We start from the raw sequence: 17,107 nt of genomic DNA, 5'->3' as shown, positions 1-17,107 counted from the left end.
GGCTTTTGTCGTTCTGGCCCGTCAACCCCTTCCTGATCGGACCTTCCCATGTCTGCTCTTGCCCTGTTCAACCGCGTGCTCGACCGGTTGGAAGAAACGCTGATCGCCATTCTGATGGCGGCGGCGACCTTGCTCATTTTTGTTGCCGTCGTGCATCGCTATATGGCGGGCTTTGCCATTCCGGGCTTGCAGGACTGGCTGTTGTCGCTCAACTTGAGCTGGGCGCAGGAACTCTGCATCTATATGTTCGTGTGGATGGCCAAGTTCGGCGCGGCGTATGGCGTGCGCACCGGCATCCATGTGGGCGTGGACGTGTTGGTCAACCGCCTTGCGCCGGAAAAACAAAAACCCGTCATTCTGTTCGGTCTGCTGGCCGGAGCGCTGTTCACCGGCACGGTTGCGGTCATGGGGGCGAACTTTGTCTGGCATGTCGGCCATACCGACCAGACTTCGCCCGATCTCGAAGTGCCGATGTGGTGGGTGTACCTGGCGATTCCGCTCGGATCGTCGTTGATGTGCTACCGCTTTTTGCAGGTCGCCTGGCGCTTCAACCGCGACGGGCAATTGCCGCACCACGATCCAGGCGCGGTGGAAGGGCTGGATGAGCCGATGGAGATTGCGCCCGGGGCGGACAACATTCATCCGGTGCCGCAGATGGGAGGTGCGAAATGAGCGCGCTGATCATTTTCGCCCTGCTGCTCGCCCTGATGCTCACGGGCATGCCCATTTCCATCGCCCTCGGGCTGACGGTGCTCACCTTCTTGTTCACCATGACCGATGTGCCGATCCAGGCCGTGGCGCTCAAGCTGTTCACCGGGATCGAGAACTTCGAGATCATGGCGATTCCGTTCTTCATTCTGGCCGGCAACTTTCTGACCCACGGCGGCGTGGCGCGCCGCATGATCACCTTCGCCAGCAGCCTCATCGGACATTGGGCCGGCGGGCTGGGGCTGGCCGGGGTGCTGGCTTGCGCGCTGTTCGCCGCGGTGTCGGGGTCCAGCCCGGCCACCGTGGTGGCCATCGGCTCCATATTGATGCCGGCCATGGTCAAGGCCGGGTTTCCGCCGCGCTTCGGAGCCGGGGTCATCACCACCTCGGGCGCGCTGGGCATTCTCATTCCGCCGTCGATCGTGATGGTGCTGTATTCAGTTTCCACCAATTCGTCGGTGGGCGCGCTGTTCATGGCCGGGGTGGTGCCCGGCATCATGCTGGCCACTATGCTGGGCGTGACCACCTGGTGGCGCGCCTGGCGAGGCAAGTACCCGCGTCAGCCTCGGGCGACGTGGGCGCAGCGCGGCAAGGCGCTGCGCGAGAGTTTCTGGGGGCTGATGCTCATCCTCATCGTGCTGGGCGGCATTTACAGCGGCATTTTCACCCCCACCGAGGCGGCGGCGATGAGCGCGGTGTACGCCTTCATCATCGCCGTTTTTGTGTACAAGGATCTCAAGCTCAGCGATGTGCCGCGGGTGCTGCTGGCTTCGGCCAATATGAGCGCCATGCTGCTCTACATCATCACCAACGCAGTGCTGTTCTCGTTCCTGATGACCTCGGAGCACATTCCGCAAAACATGGCGCAGTGGCTGCTGGGCGCGGGCCTGGGGCCGATTGCCTTTCTGCTGCTGGTGAATGTGCTGCTGCTGGTGGCCGGCAATGTGATGGAGCCGTCGAGCATCGTGCTCATCCTCGCGCCCATTCTGTTTCCCGTGGCCATGCACCTGGGCATCGACCCGATCCACTTCGGCATCATCATGGTGGTGAATATGGAAGTGGGCATGTGCCACCCGCCGGTGGGCCTCAACCTCTATGTCGCCAGCGGCATCGCCAAGATGGGCATCACCGAACTCACCATCGCGGTGTGGCCTTGGCTGCTGACCATGCTGGTGTTTCTGGGCCTGGTGACCTACATCCCGGCAATCAGCCTGGCGTTTCCGCGCTGGCTGGGCATGGTGCAGTGAACCTCAGCGCGGCTCAGGCCGCCTGCGCTTCGTCGGGCTGACTGCAGGTCCATTTCTCGCCCATGTCGGACGAAAGGTAGCCGACCAGGCGGAAGTTGTCTTGCGTGGCGCCATTTGGCAGAGTGCGGTAAATGGCCACGCCGTAAGCCCCTCGCAGCCGCGCGTGCTCCGCCTTGGCCAGCGCCTCGACGACTTCGCGCTCACCGACGGCCACGACATAACTGTGCTGCTCGGCCTCGCCGTGGTGGAAGGCTTGGGCGAAATAGATGAATGTGTTGGCGTTTGTCATGGAAAACCTCCTTGCGTAAGCCGAATGATCAATGCGAAAAGCATAGGACGTTCTGCGCTGGATCAGATGATGAAATCGTGACAAGCGATAACGAGGTGGGGCCGTCGAGCGGCCCGGCTGCGATCAAACTGAGATGCGCCCCGCTGCTCGCGGAGCGCATCGGCTTTGCGCCTGGTCACCTCGCCGATCAGATCGCCGTCCACAGATAGAGATAGAGGGTATTCATATCCCGTGCGTTGGTGCCGGCGCCATCAAAATTGGTTTTGGCCCCGAGATATTTGTTGTACAGCGTGTACTGCAAACCGATCCGCAGATTTTTCTCGGGGTTGACCCAGCTCTTGCCAAACGGATTCCAGTCGATTTCAAAAATGGCGCCGTTGGTATTCGGGCTGTTGGTGCGCGAGCTGTAACCGTTGCCATAAACCGCGGCGTCGGAGGAGCCAGTGGTTTGAAACAGCCCGAGCGTTGCCCCGTAAGTATTGTCACGCCAGTAGGCCACGTTCAGATTGGCCGAGTTCAGCGTGTTGCTGCCGTTACTCGCGTTGCCTTGCAACAGCGCTTGGTTCAGGTTCTGGCGTTCGTGCATATAAATGGCGTTTGCGGTGATGATGTTCGGGCCGCCATTGAGGAATTGATAGGTCGCATCCAGACCGATGTCGTGATAGTCGTCTGTGGGCAGTCCGGGTAGACCGCTCACAGCCGCCAGTAGGGCGCTTCGCCTTGCAGGGAGGCGTTGCCCGCATGCAGTGCATTGGCCCAGTAAGTCGAAAGGTTGTGATAGGCCCCAGCCTCCGCATACCAGCTGTTGTCAATTATCGTGTACGCCGTGGCGCCCACGACACTTTGCCCCAGGTTGTAAATGACGGGGGATACCGGCGGACCGCTGTTGCCGAATGGCGGCGCCATATAGCTGTATTGCCAAGCGGGCGTGGTGTTCCACACGTCCGACAGAGTGGGGTTGTTGTTCAGACTCATGCCGAACAGGCCGCTGGCGGAGCCGAGTGTGTAGGAGTGGGCGTAGCGCAGCTCGGTGTTGTCCCAGGCCAGGTTTTGCGAACCTGGGTCGGAATAGGTGGCCTGCCCCAGCATGCCCACGTGGTCGGTAATGCGACCCGCCAGAAAAATGGAGGCCTGCTGCAGCGCGGTGAAGTTGTCGTTGGCGCTGAATCCTGCGGGCGGCGGGCCCATGTAGTTGTTGTTGCCATAGCTCTGCGCCTGGTGGGTGTAAGAAGCCACCAGCATGGCCGACAGCGGAATGTGTTTTTTTCCGTCGCTCAGGGTGTAGCCGTCGAGCTTGAACGCCCGGCCGAAAGGCGTGAGCTGCGGGCCGAAGCCGCCGACGTGACAGGCGATACAGTCCTGCCCGGTCTGGCGGGCAAAGGCGGGCACGGCTTGCGCATTGGGCGCCCACGCCAAGCAGCCGATCAAGCCGGTCAACGCTGCGAGGCTGTATTTCAATCGGCGCGCAGACTCACGCTGCCGGGTGAAGAACTGGCGGAAAAAAACGTTTTGTGAACAAGGGATGAGAGACATGACGACCTCCATGTTTTTCCTTGCGGCGACTGCGACAAATTGGCGCACAACGCCGAAGGGGTTTTGTCATGTCTGCATTCTGGGCGCCCTGTGTTCCGCGAGCTTGATTCAAGTCAACGACATCTAAATACTTGAATGTAATCAGATGCAACGCCTGAGCGCCTCAGAGGGGTCAGTGCAGCCCGGCCCTGGGGCGCTCAGAAGAACAGGGCGTTGATCTGATCGATATAAGCCTGCATGGCCTCGGCGCGGGGCATACCTTTGCGTGCGGCCCAGGCATCCCATTTGGCACGGGCGACGAAATCGGTCAAACCGGGGCGCTCGCCCGAAACGTCGCCCGCGCTGCCTTGTTTGTACAGGCCGTAGAGTTGCAGCAGGGTTTGGTTGTCGGGGCGGGTGGTGAGGGTTTTGGAATGGGCGACTGCGGCGTCGAAGGCGGTCTGAAGCTCGGCGGTAATGGGGGTGTCGGTCATGAGAAAAAGCACGGTCGTTCGAGAGTCCGTATCATACGGCCCGGGTGGGCTGCGGTCTTAAGCCGATCCTCAGGCGGCGTCGTTAGGCTGCGACAGCTGAGGGCATGTCCGTACTGTGACAACGGCCGCGCCCTCACAGGCACAATGCCGCAGTTTTCGCGTTTTCGGGAGCCGTTTGCCTCATGCCACCTCAAGCCTCTCCACAGTCGTATCGCTTCGCCCTCAGACATTTCTATTCGCTCGCCAAACCGTACTTGGTTTCGGAAGAGAAAAAAAAGGGCTGGGGTCTGCTTTTGCTGGTGCTGGCGATGAATCTGGCGCTGGTTTGGGTGAATGTGAAGCTCACGCAGTGGAACGGCGATTTTTTTAATGCGCTGCAGGCGAAGAATTTCGGCGCGTTCAAGCAACTGCTGCTGTATTTCACTGGCTACGCCTTTCTCTACATCGCCCTGGCGGTGTATTCACAGTACTTTTTGCAGATGCTGCAGATCAACTGGCGGCGCTGGATGACCGAGGTGTTTCTCAAAGACTGGCTGGCCGGCGGCACGCATTACCGCATGTCGCTGCGGCAGGGCAACACCGACAACCCGGACCAGCGCATCGCCGACGACATCGGCGGTTTCATCAACGGCAGCCTGAATCTGTTTTTCGGCTTCGTCTCCTCGCTGGTCACGCTGTTTTCTTTTCTGTTCATGCTGTGGATGTTGTCGGGCGCGGTCACACTGTTCGGCATCACCATTCCCGGTTACATGGTGTGGGTCGCCATTCTGTACGCAGGGGTGGGCAGCGTGCTGGCGCATTGGGTGGGCAAGCCGCTGATCCGGCTCAACTTCTACCAGCAGCGCTACGAGGCGGATTTCCGCTTCGGCCTGGCGCGTACCCGCGAGCACGACGAAGGCATTGCGCTCTACAACGGCGAGCAGCGCGAATTGGCCGGACACCGCGACCGGTTCGCCAATGTGTGGAGCAACTGGTGGGGCATCATGAAGCGGCAGAAGCTGTTCACCTGGTACAGCGCGTTTTACGGCCAGCTCGCCATCATCTTCCCCATCCTGGTGGCCGCGCCGCGTTACTTTGCCGGGCAGATTCAACTCGGTGGCCTGACGCAGACGGCGCAGGCCTTCGGTCAGGTGCAGGGGGCGCTGTCCTGGTTCATCGGCGCGTACACCAGCATTGCCGACTGGCGCGCCACCGTCGAGCGTCTGCAGACCTTTGTCGAGGCCATGCAAAACGCGCAGAGCCATCCGCCTACGCCCACGGCGCCCGCTTCCGCAGGTCTGCCCTCGGAACGGTCATCAAGCGCTGCGATCGCTTCGGCCGGTGTGGTGCCGCTGCGCAGCGCGCGCGAGTCGGTGGCGCTGGGCGATCTGCTGCTGCTCTCTCCCGACGGACGGCCGCTGCTGCAATGCGCGGGTGAGCACATCAGCCGCGGCCAGCACACCCTGTTCACCGGGCCGTCGGGTAGCGGCAAGAGCACGCTGGTGCGCTGGCTCGCCGGTATCTGGCCCTACGCGCTCAACACCGCGCACGCGCATGCGCCATCGGGCCGCACCCTGTTCCTGCCACAAAAGCCGTATCTGCCGCTGGGCACGCTCAAACAGGCGCTCACCTATCCGCAAAGCCCGGAAGACTTCAGTGCCGCGCAAATCAGCGAGGCGCTGCAACTCGCCCGCGTGCCTTATCTGGAAGCCGCGCTGGAGCAGACCGATACCTGGATGCAACGCCTCTCGCCAGGCGAGCAGCAGCGCCTGGCCGTGGCCCGCGCCCTGCTCATCGCCCCGGACTGGCTGTTCATGGACGAGGCCACCAGCGCGCTCGATGCACCAACCGAACGCGCCATGTACGCGCTTTTGCAGCAGCGTCTGCCCGACGCCACGCTGGTCAGTGTGGCGCACCGTGTGGGCGTGATCGGATTTCATGCGCAGATTTACGCGGTCGTGGCCGACCCCTCGGGCGAAGGCCCGGCGCGCATGGAAAAACGCGATGCCGAGCGGGCGCAAAAGGCAGCGCTGGGCGACGAGGGCGCACCGGGTGCGCCAGCCTTCGCATCGTGATGCGGCGGTGATGCTGCTTTCTGACGATCTGTCCGCCGCCGGGTTTGACCAACCCTTCGAGCTGCTGCGCGGCTGCCATGCCCGCATCACCCGCATGGACGCTCTGCTGCTGCGGCTGATCGATCATGTGGCGCTCAAGGAAACGCAGGGCCGCCCCAAGTTTCCTTGTTCCCCACGGGGGGCGGGGCGGCGTGCCGACCCTGGGGGCGCACAAGAAGGTACGGACGCACAGGCGCAGCAGGCGGCCGACAAAGTGCTGCGCTACTTCGATGTAGCCGCGCCGCTGCACCATGAAGACGAGGAGCTGCATGTGTTTCCGCTGCTGCGCGTTTCGGCGGAAGAGTGGGACGGCGACGACGCGGTGCTGGAAACGCTTGAAAGCGATCACCGCACGCTTGCTGTGCTTTGGGCCGAGTTGCGCGACTGGCTGCTGCAAGTGAAAGCCGCGCAGGCCCTGCCCGCATCGGCGCCCATCACCGATGCGGCGCAACGCTTCAGCGCCCTGCACGCCGCGCATATTGCCATCGAAAACTCGCGGATTTTTCCGGCCGCGCAAGCGCGCATGAATGCCGCCCAAATCACGGCGATGGGCCAGGACATGGCTGCTCGCCGTGGAGCGCGCTGGCCTTCCGATTAGGGCCTGTTCACGCCATTGGTGTGAGAAAGGCGTGATCGCCTGTCGCGGTTTCGCAGCGCTGCGCGTTACTTCAGAACCTGCTCCCACGACACACGAGGTCATCGCCATGTCTCAACCGCTCATTCCCGCTGCACTCAACACCCCGAAGCGTCGCCTTGCGGCTCTGATCTTGCCTGCTGTTGCCGCGCTGGGGCTGGGCGGTTGCGTGGTGGCGCCCGTGCCGCCGCAATATGGCTACGGCGCGCCTGCGTATGACGTGGTCAATGTGCCGCCTCCCGCCCCGCAGTACGAGGCGGTTGGTGTGGCGCCTTACCCCGGAGCCGTGTGGATCACCGGCTATTGGGGCTGGGCAGACGGTCGCTACGTGTGGAACCGGGGCTACTGGCACGCGCCACGCCCTGGCTACCGTTGGGTGCCGCATCGCTGGGTGCAGCAAGGCGGCGGTTGGCACGGTCAGGGCGGCCGCTGGGAACGGCGCTGATCCTCCAAGGGATGCGCACCCGTGATGCGGCGCGGCGTTGATGCGTCACCCCAGCCCGCGCACCACGTCCAGCGCTTCTTCGATGCGCGAGACCGGGTGCAACTCCAGCCCTTCGAACTGTTTTCCCGCACCCTTGGGGGCATTGGCAGCCGGAATGATGGCAGCGGAGAAGCCGAGTTTGGCGGCTTCGCGCAGACGCTCCTGGCCGCGCGGGGCGGGGCGGATTTCACCCGCCAGGCCGACTTCGCCGAAGGCCAGCAGGCCGCGCGGTAGCGGGCGGTTGCGCAGCGAACTTTGAATGGCCAGCAGCACGGCCAGATCGGCCGCGGGCTCGGTGATGCGCACCCCGCCCACGGCGTTGACGAACACGTCCTGATCGCCGCTGGCCACGCCGGCATGGCGGTGCAGCACGGCCAGCAACATGGCCAGCCGCGCCGCGTCCAGGCCCACGGACAGGCGGCGCGGACTGGGCGCGGCGGCGTTGTCCACCAGCGCCTGCACTTCCACCAACAGCGGGCGGGTGCCCTCCAGCGTGGCCAGCACGCAGGTGCCGGGCACCGGCTCGGCGTGGGTGGAGAGGAAGATGGCCGAGGGGTTGGACACGCCTTTGAGGCCATGCTCGGTCATGGCGAACACGCCCAGTTCATTCACCGCGCCGAAGCGGTTCTTGATGGCGCGAATCAGCCGGAAGCGCGACTGCGTGTCGCCCTCGAAATACAGCACGGTGTCGACCATGTGCTCCAGCACGCGTGGGCCGGCGAGCGCGCCTTCCTTAGTGACATGGCCGACGAGCACCAGGGTGATGCCGCTGGCCTTGGCCGCGCGGGTGAGCTGCGCCGCACATTCGCGCACCTGCGACACCGACCCCGGCGCCGACGACAGCGCCTCGGTGTAGACGGTCTGGATGGAGTCGATCACTGCGATGGAATAGGCCCCCATGCTCGCATTCGCTCGCTGCCCCCCGAGGGGGGCATCCCCACCCCGACCCTCCCCACCCGTGGGGAGGGAGTGATTTCCCCACCCGTGGGGAGGGAGTGATTGCTCCTCCCCCGCTCGATGGGGGAGGTTGGGAGGGGGAAACGCCCGCCTTGAGACGGCCCGGCACCGGGGCCGCGTGCTAACTCGTCGAGCATGACTTCCAGCTGCGTCTCGGCCATCAGCCGCACCGGCGCGTCTTTCAGCCCCAGGCGCTGGGCGCGCAGCGCCACCTGCGCGGCAGACTCCTCGCCGCTGATATAGAGCACCGGCAGTTCGGCGGACAGATTGGCGAGCACTTGCAGCAGCAGGGTGGACTTGCCGATGCCCGGATCGCCGCCGAGCAGCAGGACGCCGCCGGGCACCAGTCCGCCGCCGAGCACGCGGTCGAGTTCGTCGATGCCGCTGCTGCGGTGCGCGTGGCGCTCGGCCTGTACCTGCGTGAGCAGCACTGGGCCGCTCGCCGCGGTGAGGCCGCCGCGCCCGGCGAACTGCGCTGCCGCGGCGCCATGCCGTGCGCCGGGGCGGGCAGCATCGACGCTGCGCTCTGCCGTTTCCACCAAGGTATTCCAGGCCTGGCAGTGCGGGCACTGGCCCTGCCACTTGGCGGATTTGCCGCCGCACTCGGAGCAGATATAAACAGTTTGGGGTTTGGCCATAGGTGTAGTCACAGAAACTCGCCGGGCCGTCCCAAGAGTTTCTGGCCCCTTGAGGGGAGAACCGAGCGTAGCGAAGGTTTTCGGGGTGGGCTATTCCCTACTCCACCCGCACCGGCACGCGGGCAGCCAGGGCGCACATCAGCTCGTAGCCGAGGGTGCCCGCCGCTGCCGCAACCTCGTCGATCGAGAGCTCGGCCTGCGCGTCCTGCCCCCACAGCAGCACGGGGCTGCCGATCATGGGCTGGTTGCCTGCGGCAAACACGGGTTCGAGATCGACGGTGATCATGTCCATCGACACCCGGCCGACCAACTGCGTGCGCACGCCGTCCACCACGATGGGCGTGCCGTTGGGGGCGACGCGCGGGTAGCCATCGGCATAGCCGCAGGCCACCACGCCGATGCGCATGGGGCGCGGCGCGGTGAAGCGAGCGCCGTAGCCCACACACTCGCCCGCAGCGATGTGCTGAATGTCGATGAGCTCGCTGCGCAGACTCATGGCGGGGCGCAGCTTCCAGTGCGCCGCGTCTAGCGCCAGCCCGGTGGGCGAGCTGCCGTAAAGCGCAATGCCGGGCCGCACCCAGTCGGTCGCAACGCGCGGGTCGGCGCCGTGCACCAGCACCGCGGCGGAATTGGCCAGGGTGCGTTCGCCCGGCAGATGCCCCACGCCGCGGGCGAATCGTGCCAGCGCTTCGTCGATTCCGCCCGCTTCGTCGGCGCAGGCGAAGTGGGTCATGTGAGTGATTTCGCCCACCTGCGGCAGCGCGTTCAGCCGCTCCCAGGCGGCGGCGTAGGCCTCGGGCGAAAAGCCCACGCGGTTCATGCCGGTGTTCATTTTGAGGAACACGCGGTGCGTGCGGTTGCCGCGGTGCACCGCCAGCCAGTCGATCTGTTCACGGCAATGCACCACATGCCAGAGGTTGAGGCGTTCGCAAAGCGCGAGGTCTTCCGGGGCGAAACAGCCTTCGAGCAGCAGAATGGGGCCGACCCAGCCCAGCGCACGCAGCTTCTCGGCCTCGGTCAGATCGAGCAGGGCGAAACCGTCGGCCGTGCGCAGTGCACCATACGCACGGGCGATGCCGTGACCGTAGGCATTGGCTTTGACCACGGCCCAGACCTTGCTCGCGGGCGTGGCCTGGCGGACTCGCAGGAGGTTGTGGGAGAGCGCGGCCGTGTGGATCACGGCGGAAATCGGGCGGGGCATGGCAGCTCGGGCAGAGGGTTGAGGCCAGCATTGTCGCAAATGCCCTGAAATGCCCTGTGCTATAAACCTCGGCAGCCTGCGGGTCTGTTCCCGCAAGCCGCCAGCCATGCCGCACGCGCCAGCCCGCCTCATTCATCGCAATCCCTGATCTTGTTCTCACCCAACGATACGACACAGCCTGCCGCAGCATCGCGGGCAGCCACGCGATGAAAAAAGGCTTTTACTGGATCATGGCGGCGCAGTTTTTTTCTTCGCTGGCCGACAACGCGCTGCTTATCGCCGCCATCGCCCTGCTGGTGCAGATGCAGTCACCCGACTGGATGACGCCGCTGCTCAAGTTCTTTTTCACCATCTCCTATGTGGTGCTCGCCCCCTTCGTGGGGGCGTTTGCCGATGCCATTCTGAAATGGAAGGTGATGTTCATCACCAATCTGGTGAAAGTGGCCGGGCTGGTGCTCATGCTGATTTCGGTGCATCCGCTGCTGGCTTACGGCGTGGTGGGCCTGGGCGCGGCGGCCTATTCGCCGGCCAAATACGGCATCCTCACCGAGTTGCTGCCGCCGCAGCAACTGGTCGCGGCCAATGGTTGGATCGAGGGCACCACGGTCAGCTCCATCATTCTGGGCACGGTGCTGGGCGGGTTTTTGGTGAGTCAGGCGGCGTCGGGTTTTTTGCTGGGGCTGCCCGGGCTGGCTGCGGTTGGTATCAACACCACGCCCGAGGCGGCCATTCTGGTCATCACCCTGGTGTATCTGCTGGCGGCCTTATGCAATTTGCGCATTCCCGATACCGGGGCGCGTTACGAAAAACAGAAAACCCGGCTGGTGGCGCTGCTGGTGGATTTTGCGCATTGCACCAAGGTGCTGTGGACCGACAAGCTGGGGCAGATTTCGCTGGCGGTCACCACCCTGTTCTGGGGCGCGGGGGCGACGTTGCAGTTCATCGTGCTGAAGTGGGCGGAACACGCACTGGGGCTGGATCTCACCATGGCGTCTGTGATGCAGGCGGCCGTTGCGCTGGGCGTGGCCGCTGGGGCTATTAGCGCTGCCGTGCGCGTGCCGCTGAAAAAGAGCCTGAGCGTGCTGCCGCTGGGCGTGGGCATGGGGCTGACCACCGTGGCGCTGGCGTTTTTCAACCGCGAGCTGCTGCCCGACGTGCAGCTGCATTTCTGGGTGGTGCAACTGCCGCTTTACATGCTGTTCGCCTACGGCTTCATGGTGTTCATCGGCGCACTGGCCGGGTATTTTGTGGTGCCGATGAACGCGCTGCTGCAGCACCGGGGCTATGTGCTGCTGTCGGCGGGGCATTCGATCGCGGTGCAGAACTTCAACGAGAACGTCAGCGTGCTGCTCATGCTGTTGTTCTACGCCCTGCTCATCCGCCTGAACCTGCCGGTGCCGTGGGTGATTGCGCTGTTCGGCACCTTTGTCTGCGTCAGCATGTTTCTGGTCATCCTCTGGTACCGGCGCAACCAGCGGGAGCGCGACTGGACGCAGCTGATCGGCGAGCCGCGTCACGACGAGCATCATTCTTAACATTCTGCCGCTTCGCCCTGTCTTCAAACCGTCGCAAAATCGGTCTAATCCCCGATGTCCTTTCCAGGAGCGCCACCATGAATGACGTGCAGCACTACAGCAACCTCCTTTTGCAATACGCCACCGAGGCGGGAATGAAAATTCTCGCGGCCATCGCGCTGTGGATTCTGGGGCGATGGCTCATCCGCATTGCCGACAAACTGCTGCGTGGCGTGCTGGACAGGCAGCATTTCGACCCCATGCTCACGCGCTACATGCTCAGCTTCATGAACATCGCGCTGAACATCGTGCTGGTCGTGGCCATTCTGGGCTATTTCGGGGTGCAGACCACCACCTTCGCGGCCTTGGTGGCAGGCGCTGGCGTCGCTATCGGCGCGGCGTGGAGCGGCCTGCTGGGCAACTTCGCGGCGGGCGCCTTTCTGCTGGTGCTCAAGCCCTTCAAGGTGGGCGATTTCGTCAAGGCGGGTGATGTGACCGGCACGGTGAAGGAGGTCGGGCTGTTCGTCACCTCCATCGTCACACTCGACAACGTGCTCACCTTTGTCGGCAATGGCAAGATTCTGGGCAACAACATCGAAAACTATTCGACCAACGACTACCGCCGCGTCGAACTCAAATGCCAGCTTTCCAGCGACGCCGATCATGTCGTCGCCATGGAGCTGCTGCGCAAACAGGTGCAGGCCATCCCGAACGTGCTGGCCGATCCGGCACCGGTGATTGAAATTCTGGAGTTCAACAGCGTCGGGCCGGTGCTCACGGTTTTTCCTTTCTGCAACAACGCCCACTATTGGCAGGTGTATTTCGACACCAACCGCACCATCCGCGAAACGCTGACGCAGGCCGGTTTCGCCTACGCCCTGCCCAAGCAAGTCTGGGTGGGCAAGGCGGCGTAACGATGCGGAACGCTTGGCCGTCGATGTTCGTGCCCGGCCTCGGTCGGCAGGGTTGAGCATGGACGCCTTGCGCCTTGGCCCCATCGTCTTGCCCTGGGCGCCGCTGTTGCTGGTGCTCGGTTATGCCGTGGCGGTGTGGGTGGCGGGCGTGGCGCAGAAGGCGGGGCGCGGCAATGCCGAGCCCGCGCTGCTGCCGCTGCTGATTGGGGCGCTGGTCGTGGCGCGCGCCGTGTTCGTGGCGCGGCACAGCGCAGACTATTCCAGCGTGCTGGCGATGATCGACATCCGCGATCGCGGCTTCGATCCCTGGGCGGGCTGGGCCGCGGCGGCAGCCGGTGTGGCGTTCTGGGCCTGGCGGCGCCCGGCCTTGCGAATGAGCCTGCCGCTGAGCGCCAGCGCCGGAGCCACCGTTGTGCTGGCGGGCATGGGAGCGCTCACCCTGTTGCAACCGGCGCGCCCGCCGCTGCCTGATCTCACCCTGCAAACGCTGCAGGGTCGCCCGGTGGCGCTGGCCAGCCTGCGTGGCCAGCCGCTGGTGGTCAATCTCTGGGCCACCTGGTGCCCGCCTTGCCGCCGCGAATTGCCGCTGCTGATCCAGGCCGCGCAGCAGCAGACCGGGGCGCGCATCGTGCTGGTCAACGAAGGCGAGGCGGCGCCGCGCGTGGCGGCGTATTTGCAGCGCGAGAGGCTCACCGATCCGGGGGTGCTGCTCGATCCGGGCAACCGGCTGCTTTCGCTCTATCAGTCTCCCGGGCTGCCCACCACCTTGTTCATCCGCGCCGATGGCACGGTGCAGAGGGTGCACATTGGCGAGTTGTCGACGGCGACGTTGCAGCAGGGCATCGCCGCGCTGCGCAAGTAACGGCGAGTGGGCGCAATCCCGGTACGTCAGGCGCCGGTGTTCAGCGCTTTGCGCCGCGCGGCGTGCAGCAGGCGGCGGGCCGAGGCGTCGGCAAGCAGGCGGCCGTGCTGCGCCATCCAGTCTTGCGCCAGACGGCCCAGCGGCGTGGCGGGCTGGCGCGGATCGACCGGGCAGCGGAAGTTGCGTACCCAGTCGGCCACATCGGCAGCGGGCATGGGCCGCGCCAGCGCGTAGCCTTGGCCGGCATCGGCGCCCAGCAGGGTGGCGGCCTCGACCAGGTCGGGCGTTTCCAGCCCTTCGACGACCACCCACAGGCCCAGGCTTTGCGCCAGCTGCACCAGCGCGCCGATGAAGCCGATGGCCTGCTCGGGGTCGCGTCCGGCTTCGCGCACCAGGCCCTGATCGATTTTGACAGTATGAAACGGCAGGGTGCGCAGGCGCAGCAGGCTGGAGTAGCCACTGCCCAGATCGTCCATCACCAGCCGCACGCCGGTGGCGGCGAGGTCGCGCACCGCATCGTCGCGGCGCTGCGGATTGTCGAATTCGGCGTTTTCCAGCATTTCGAGCGACAAGCGGTCGGGCGCGACACCGGCCTCGCGCAGCGCCGATTCGACGCGGCGGCGACAGTCTTGCTGCAGCAGCACGTCCAGCGGCAGGTTCAGCCCCAGGCTCAGGCGCAGACCCTCGGCATCCCAGCGGGCGATGTGCGCCAGCGCCTGCGCCAGCCCGCCGCGAAACAGGCGAGAGAGTTCGGCCTGGCCGAACCACGGCAGAAACTGCCCCGGCATGACGAGGCTGCCGTCGTCCATGCGCAGGCGGGCGAGGGCTTCGACGCCGTAAGGCTTGCCGGTCTGCAGATCGACCAAGGGTTGCAGATGCATCTCCAGCCCATGATCGAACAGACTGCTGCGCCAGCGCTGGCGCAGCACCACGGGCACGGGCTGCTGGCGGCCGTGAGCGTGCAGGCGCTGCCAGGCGCGGCTGAGCGTCTGCCCGAGGTTGTCGAGAAAGCTGCGCGCCGCGCCGCGCTCGAACATGGCCGGGTAGCCGCCGTACAGGCTGAGGATGACGACCACGCGGCCATTGCGGTCGGTCAGTGGAACCGAGGCGGCGCTGCGAATGCCGGCGTCGCCCGCCGCCTCGCGCCAGGGGGCGCCGGGGGTGTCGTGCGCGTAGCTCGCCAGGGTGCTGATTTTTTCGGTCTGCCAGGCCGTGGCCGTGGGGCCGAGGCTCTCGGCGTGCGCACCTTGCAGCTTGGGCACTTTGATGCCGCCGTAGTGCTTCTTCATGGCGCGGGCGTAGGTTTCGAGCCCGGAAGACAGCTCGACGACGAACTCGCCGTTGGCATCGGGCGCGCCCAAAGCGGCCGCTTTGACCCCGGGCAGGGCGGCCAGGCGGTCGAGCGCCATTTGCATGAATTCGCTCCACGCGGTGCCGTCCTGCAGCGCGTGTTCCAGCGCGATGACGCTTTGCTGGAACTGCTCGCGGATCGTCTGCGCCGCTTCCACCTCGGTCTGCAGCTCGGTTTGCAGCCGCGCGGTGAACAACTGGACGATGCGCCGACGGTCGCGCGGACGGGCGCTCAAGCCCTGACTGCGATCGATCAGCGCCTGCAGATAAAGCCCCGCAGACTGCACCAGCAGCCGCGTGGGCACGCCCACCAGGGCGTGGATCTGGCCGACGCGCGTGGCTTCGCGCACATGCGTGTCTTCCAGCAGATCCGGGCTGAGCAGCAGCCGGAAATGATCGGCCTGCCGCGCCTTGAGATGATCGAATTCCTCTGGGGTGAGGTGGCTGAGGAGTTGGCGCGATTCGGCGTCGTGTTCGAGCAGGCTGTAAAACTGTGCGATGAATTCCGTTGCCGCGGCGACGAAAGACGGGGCGGCGATGCGCAACAGCTCCTGCGCTTGCGCTCCATAGGGCTGCGGCACCCAGTGCTCGGGGCCGTCGCCGAGAAAGTCGGCTTCGATCTCCTGCCCCCAGTGCAGCCACCAATGGCGACGCGTGTGCTTGTGCAGCTTGACGGTGTGCAGCGCGACGTCGGCGTGGCGCAGCAGGGTGTCGGGATCAGTGCCGTCCTGCGGGAACAGCGCCAGACCCATGCTGAGCCGCAGGGGGTGGGTTTTACCGCCGGGCAGCGGCACACTCAGCGGCAGCAAGGCGCCCAGCGCCTCGATGCGGCGGGCGATGGCCTGAGCCCCGCCTGCGCTGTGGAGCACGAGCACGAACTCATCGCCGCCGATGCGCGCGAGCAGGTCGTCGGGTTCGAGCCGGGCGCCGAGCTGGCGGGCGACCTGCACCAGCACCTCGTCGCCGACGGCGTGGCCCCAGTCGTCGTTGATCGCCTTGAAGTCGTCCAGGTCGAGCAGACCCAGCGCCACGGTGGCGCCTTGCGCCTGCGCAGCTTGCAGCCGCTGCGGCAGCCATTCGTCGAGGGCGTAGCGGTTGGGCAGGCTGGTGAGGGCGTCGTGCCGCGCCTGCCAGCGCAGGCGTTCCTGCGCGGCGCGGCGTTCGCTGATGTCTTGCCCGACCCAGACCGAATCGACTCCCGGCTGGCCCGTGACGGCCTGGCCGGTGAGTTCGCACCAGAACAGGCTGCCGTCGCGCCGCCGCATGTGCACCTCGCGCGTGACCGACTCGCCGCGCGCCATGGCCGCGTAGATATCGGCGCCGATAGCCTCGAACTCGGCGTCGTCGGCATAGATTTCGCGTGCCTGCACCCCCTGCACAGACTGCAGATCGGGGTAGCCGAACATCTCGACCATGCGCGCATTGCCACTGCGGATGACGCGCTCTCCCACCAGCGCGATGCCCACCAGCGCGTTGTCGAGCATGGCCTGGCGCAGCCGCGCCTCGGTCTCGCGCTCGCGCTGCAGCGCGTCCATGCGCAGCAGCGCGCCGGCCATGGAGGCGACGAATTCGAGCAGCTGGGTTTGCGCCGCATCGGGCAGGCCGGGTACGGTGCTGGTCAGGGCAAAACTGCCGATCACCTGGGCGCCGTCGCGCACCGGCCACGACCAGCAGGAGCGCAGGTTGCATTGCTCGGCTGCGGCGCGCAGGTCGTCCCAGCGATCATCCGTGGGGATGTCTGCAATGAAGGTGGGTGCGTTGTGCAGCACCGCATTGCCGCAGGAACCGGCATGCGGCCCGGGCGTGAGTCCGTCGAAGGCGCTCAACAATTCAGGCGGGCCGCTGGGCAGCGCCAGCGGGTGCAGATCGCCGTCCGGCCCCAGCCGCAGGAGGCTGGCGAGACGTCCCGGCACCGCCTGCTCGGCCATGCGGCACAGCAGCGCCGCCAGCTCGGTTACCGGGCGCCCGGCCGCCAGCCCCCGCAGGATTTCGCTGGGCAATTCGAGCAGTCCGAGGGACGCGTTCTGGTCGGGCATGATGAAGGATGCAATGGAGATCGGGCGGCAGTCTTTCGCCAGCGCCCAGTAAAACGCGACTTTACGATGCCGCGCCGCGCCACGGGCGTGAATTTTTTCTCGAAAACGCCCAGCCAAAGTGAGACTCGGCGACGCCCGCGTGCAAACCCGCTATCTTGCGCAGCTTTGATCCGC

Annotated in this window: 14 protein-coding genes and 1 pseudogene; 8 read left to right on the top strand and 7 right to left on the bottom strand. The window is 65.3% G+C overall.

The genetic code is table 11. The annotated features are described in order from the left end of the window. The first annotated feature begins 48 nt into the window (after positions 1-48). Positions 49-672, top strand: coding sequence for a TRAP transporter small permease (locus ABT24_RS10755; RefSeq protein ID WP_276730169.1), 624 nt, complete (start codon positions 49-51; stop codon positions 670-672). Further along, positions 669-1,955 (top strand): TRAP transporter large permease, encoded by a 1,287-nt coding sequence (locus tag ABT24_RS10750; RefSeq protein WP_276730171.1) that lies wholly within the window; start codon positions 669-671, stop codon positions 1,953-1,955. Before ABT24_RS10755 ends, ABT24_RS10750 begins: the two co-directional genes overlap by 4 nt. A 13-nt stretch (positions 1,956-1,968) precedes the next feature. Here ABT24_RS10750 and ABT24_RS10745 read toward each other — a convergent pair whose 3' ends face one another. From ABT24_RS10745 to ABT24_RS10730, 4 genes are all read right to left on the bottom strand, one after another. Continuing rightward, entirely contained in the window at positions 1,969-2,244 is a 276-nt protein-coding gene (locus tag ABT24_RS10745) for a hypothetical protein (RefSeq protein WP_276730174.1), read from the bottom strand. A 187-nt stretch (positions 2,245-2,431) separates the two neighbouring features. Next, on the bottom strand, positions 2,432-2,941 hold the full coding sequence (locus ABT24_RS10740; RefSeq protein WP_286737806.1) for a hypothetical protein: 510 nt from the start codon (positions 2,939-2,941) through the stop codon (positions 2,432-2,434). Next, a complete protein-coding gene (locus ABT24_RS10735) occupies positions 2,938-3,777 on the bottom strand; it encodes a hypothetical protein (protein ID WP_286737805.1) in 840 nt (279 codons plus the stop codon). Before ABT24_RS10735 ends, ABT24_RS10740 begins: the two co-directional genes overlap by 4 nt. A gap of 197 nt (positions 3,778-3,974) precedes the next feature. Further along, entirely contained in the window at positions 3,975-4,250 is a 276-nt protein-coding gene (locus ABT24_RS10730; RefSeq protein WP_276730181.1) for an acyl-CoA-binding protein, read from the bottom strand. Between the two features lie 182 nt (positions 4,251-4,432). Between ABT24_RS10730 and ABT24_RS10725 the strand changes: the two genes are divergently transcribed. The 3 genes from ABT24_RS10725 to ABT24_RS10715 all read left to right on the top strand — a co-directional run bounded on the left by ABT24_RS10725 (position 4,433) and on the right by ABT24_RS10715 (position 7,422). Beyond that, positions 4,433-6,304 (top strand): ABC transporter ATP-binding protein/permease, encoded by a 1,872-nt coding sequence (locus ABT24_RS10725; RefSeq protein WP_276730183.1) that lies wholly within the window; start codon positions 4,433-4,435, stop codon positions 6,302-6,304. A 10-nt stretch (positions 6,305-6,314) separates the two neighbouring features. Continuing rightward, a complete protein-coding gene (locus ABT24_RS10720) occupies positions 6,315-6,941 on the top strand; it encodes a hemerythrin domain-containing protein (RefSeq protein ID WP_276730184.1) in 627 nt (208 codons plus the stop codon). A 106-nt stretch (positions 6,942-7,047) separates the two neighbouring features. Next, positions 7,048-7,422: a hypothetical protein gene (locus tag ABT24_RS10715; protein ID WP_276730187.1), complete on the top strand. Its 375-nt coding sequence runs from the start codon at positions 7,048-7,050 to the stop codon at positions 7,420-7,422. Between the two features lie 45 nt (positions 7,423-7,467). Here the strand turns inward: ABT24_RS10715 and radA are convergent. Beyond that, positions 7,468-9,056: pseudogene (radA, locus tag ABT24_RS10710) on the bottom strand (DNA repair protein RadA). 97 nt (positions 9,057-9,153) lie between these two features. Continuing rightward, positions 9,154-10,257: an alanine racemase gene (alr, locus tag ABT24_RS10700; protein ID WP_276730192.1), complete on the bottom strand. Its 1,104-nt coding sequence runs from the start codon at positions 10,255-10,257 to the stop codon at positions 9,154-9,156. 206 nt (positions 10,258-10,463) lie between these two features. Between alr and lplT the strand changes: the two genes are divergently transcribed. The 3 genes from lplT (at position 10,464) to ABT24_RS10685 (ending at position 13,547) form a co-directional block, all read left to right on the top strand. After that, entirely contained in the window at positions 10,464-11,792 is a 1,329-nt protein-coding gene (gene lplT, locus ABT24_RS10695; protein WP_276730195.1) for a lysophospholipid transporter LplT, read from the top strand. Between the two features lie 77 nt (positions 11,793-11,869). Beyond that, the gene (locus tag ABT24_RS10690) at positions 11,870-12,685 is read left to right on the top strand and encodes a mechanosensitive ion channel family protein (RefSeq protein ID WP_276730198.1); all 816 of its coding nucleotides are present in this window, start codon (positions 11,870-11,872) and stop codon (positions 12,683-12,685) included. A 58-nt stretch (positions 12,686-12,743) separates the two neighbouring features. Further along, entirely contained in the window at positions 12,744-13,547 is an 804-nt protein-coding gene (locus ABT24_RS10685; RefSeq protein ID WP_276730201.1) for a TlpA family protein disulfide reductase, read from the top strand. A gap of 26 nt (positions 13,548-13,573) precedes the next feature. Here ABT24_RS10685 and ABT24_RS10680 read toward each other — a convergent pair whose 3' ends face one another. Next, positions 13,574-16,933 carry an EAL domain-containing protein gene (locus tag ABT24_RS10680; protein ID WP_276730204.1) on the bottom strand — a complete coding sequence of 1,120 codons (3,360 nt, stop codon included), beginning with the start codon at positions 16,931-16,933 and terminating at the stop codon, positions 13,574-13,576. Positions 16,934-17,107 lie beyond the last annotated feature (174 nt).

Source organism: Thiomonas sp. SCN 64-16, assembly GCF_001725585.1.
Taxonomy (GTDB): domain Bacteria; phylum Pseudomonadota; class Gammaproteobacteria; order Burkholderiales; family Burkholderiaceae_C; genus Thiomonas; species Thiomonas arsenitoxydans.
This window is presented reverse-complemented; position numbering and strand designations above follow the sequence as displayed.

What these genes read in the sequence shown, in the direction of transcription:
- ABT24_RS10755 (WP_276730169.1), top strand. Translation starts at nt 49, where the DNA reads ATGTCTGCTCTTGCCCTGTTCAACCGCGTGCTCGACCGGTTGGAAGAA.
- ABT24_RS10750 (WP_276730171.1), top strand. Translation starts at nt 669, where the DNA reads ATGAGCGCGCTGATCATTTTCGCCCTGCTGCTCGCCCTGATGCTCACG.
- ABT24_RS10745 (WP_276730174.1), bottom strand. Translation starts at nt 2,244, where the DNA reads ATGACAAACGCCAACACATTCATCTATTTCGCCCAAGCCTTCCACCAC.
- ABT24_RS10735 (WP_286737805.1), bottom strand. Translation starts at nt 3,777, where the DNA reads ATGTCTCTCATCCCTTGTTCACAAAACGTTTTTTTCCGCCAGTTCTTC.
- ABT24_RS10730 (WP_276730181.1), bottom strand. Translation starts at nt 4,250, where the DNA reads ATGACCGACACCCCCATTACCGCCGAGCTTCAGACCGCCTTCGACGCC.
- ABT24_RS10725 (WP_276730183.1), top strand. Translation starts at nt 4,433, where the DNA reads ATGCCACCTCAAGCCTCTCCACAGTCGTATCGCTTCGCCCTCAGACAT.
- ABT24_RS10720 (WP_276730184.1), top strand. Translation starts at nt 6,315, where the DNA reads ATGCTGCTTTCTGACGATCTGTCCGCCGCCGGGTTTGACCAACCCTTC.
- ABT24_RS10715 (WP_276730187.1), top strand. Translation starts at nt 7,048, where the DNA reads ATGTCTCAACCGCTCATTCCCGCTGCACTCAACACCCCGAAGCGTCGC.
- alr (WP_276730192.1), bottom strand. Translation starts at nt 10,257, where the DNA reads ATGCCCCGCCCGATTTCCGCCGTGATCCACACGGCCGCGCTCTCCCAC.
- lplT (WP_276730195.1), top strand. Translation starts at nt 10,464, where the DNA reads ATGAAAAAAGGCTTTTACTGGATCATGGCGGCGCAGTTTTTTTCTTCG.
- ABT24_RS10690 (WP_276730198.1), top strand. Translation starts at nt 11,870, where the DNA reads ATGAATGACGTGCAGCACTACAGCAACCTCCTTTTGCAATACGCCACC.
- ABT24_RS10685 (WP_276730201.1), top strand. Translation starts at nt 12,744, where the DNA reads ATGGACGCCTTGCGCCTTGGCCCCATCGTCTTGCCCTGGGCGCCGCTG.
- ABT24_RS10680 (WP_276730204.1), bottom strand. Translation starts at nt 16,933, where the DNA reads ATGCCCGACCAGAACGCGTCCCTCGGACTGCTCGAATTGCCCAGCGAA.